The following is a 1,971-nucleotide window of genomic DNA, read 5'->3' as shown; positions in this document are numbered from 1 at the left end:
CTATGGAATCCAGGGCAACACTAATATCTGCGCATATGGCCTGCGGTGGCAGGTCATCGGTTACCGTCACGGTAGCCTGGCATGTATCCATATTATTACTGGCATCGGTCACCGTTAACGTGACGGTGTTGGTACCGATATCACCGCAATCGAAAGTACTCTGATTGAGCATCAGGCTCACCCCTGCACAGTTATCGGTAGAGCCGCCGTCCACATTATCAGCCATGATTGACGCGAATCCGGTACTATCCAGGCTGACGCTGAAGGGCTGACAGACGGCCACCGGCGAGATTACATCCTCTACCGTGATGGTCGCCGTACAGGTATCTTGATTGTTGCTGCCATCGCTTACGATCATATCCACAGCGTTTTCTCCCAGATGTGTGCAGTCGAAACTGCTTTGGCTAAGCGCCAGGTCCAGCGTACCGCAATTGTCCGACGAGCCACCGTCTACATTGAAGGATGGCAGGAAAGCTGTCCCATTTTCATCGAGTTGTACTGTAACATCTGTACACTCGGCCTGAGGCGGGAGCAGGTCTTCCACGGTCACCATTGCCATGCAGCTGCCGGAGCCGGAGTTGGGGCTGCCATCGCTGACAAAAAGGCTCACCGTTTGCTGCCCAAGGTCCCCACAGTCAAACTGATCTTGGCTGACTTCCAGGACCAGGCCCGCAGCCGGGGTACAATTATCGTAAGAGCCATTATTCACAGCTTCCGGGCTTAGCGTAGCCATGCCCGCAGCATCAAGCTGTACAGCGGCATCCTGACACTCCGCCACCGGCGCAGCATCATCCACTACCGTGACGGTAGCGGTACAATTACCCGATTCGGCATCCGGGCTGCCATCGCTGACCGTAAGCGTAACGGACTGCTCGCCCAGGTCATCGCAGCTAAAGGCCACCTGACTCGCCTCATAAGTGAAGCTCGTCGCGCAGTTATCGGTAGAGCCCCCATCGAGGCTATCAGCCACGAGCAGGGCCATCCCTGCCGAATCCAGCGCAATAGTGACATCTGCACAAACCGCCGTGGGTGCCATATTGTCGATAACGGACACAATCGCCATACAGGTACTCGTATCCCCATCTGTATCCACCACGGTCAGCTCAACCGGATTATCCTGCCCCTGATTGCTACAGTCAAAGTCGGTGACATCCAGCCACAGCCCCGCCAGCCCATCGAGGGCCATGGTACCGTCCTCGACCTGCGCTGGCGTAATAGAGACTGTGCCATCCGCGCCAAGGGCCACCGTTGGATTCGTACAGCCTGCAAACAAGCCGCCGCTGTACGTCGCGCGGGCCACCTCTGTGCCGCTGCAGACCAGTACGATCTCATCTTCCTCATCATCGAGGGTAATATCGCTGCCGTAGGCATAGTCGATGTGGACCCCCCCGTTGGTCAGGGTATCGGCGTTGTTGCCGAGGGTGATGGAGCCGCCGGCAGGGAGGAGGAGGGAGGTGGTGATGGAGTGGCTGTCGGTGCCATCGTCAAGGATGGTATAGCCATTCAGATCAACGACAGAGTCTGTAGGGTTGTAAACGGTAAACCACTCCCCGTTTTCGTCCAGCACCAAAGGGGGCGCAGATTGGATGGTGGTGATTTGCAGCGTGTTTTCAGAAAGGCAATTCTGGGTGGTAGTGCACTCATTCTCGTACCACGCTATCTTATCATCATTTGATGAGGCCGATAATACATCCGCGTCACCATCACCGTCCAAATCCATGGCGTATACGGACCTGGCAGCATCCGCTGATGTCGTTATGACCTGCTGCGCACCAAAATTGCCGCTGCCGTCATTCTCGTACCACGCTATCTTATCATCATTTAATGAGGCCGATAATACATCCGCGTCGCCATCACCGTCCAAATCCATGGCGTATACGGAACTGGCACCATCCGCTGATGTCGTTATGACCTGCTGCGCACCAAAATTGCCGCTGCCGTCATTCTCGTACCACGCTATCTTATCATCAC

The 1,971-nt window shown here is 55.7% G+C and carries 1 protein-coding gene; it reads right to left on the bottom strand.

Annotated elements, in window-relative coordinates:
• Positions 1 to 1,971: FG-GAP-like repeat-containing protein (locus IX84_RS18165; RefSeq protein ID WP_044223972.1), on the bottom strand; the 1,971-nt coding region annotated here is incomplete at both ends.

The organism is Phaeodactylibacter xiamenensis, from assembly GCF_000759025.1.
GTDB classification, from domain to species: domain Bacteria; phylum Bacteroidota; class Bacteroidia; order Chitinophagales; family Saprospiraceae; genus Phaeodactylibacter; species Phaeodactylibacter xiamenensis.
The sequence above is the reverse complement of the archived record's forward strand: the minus strand, read 5'-3'. Positions and strand labels throughout refer to the sequence as shown.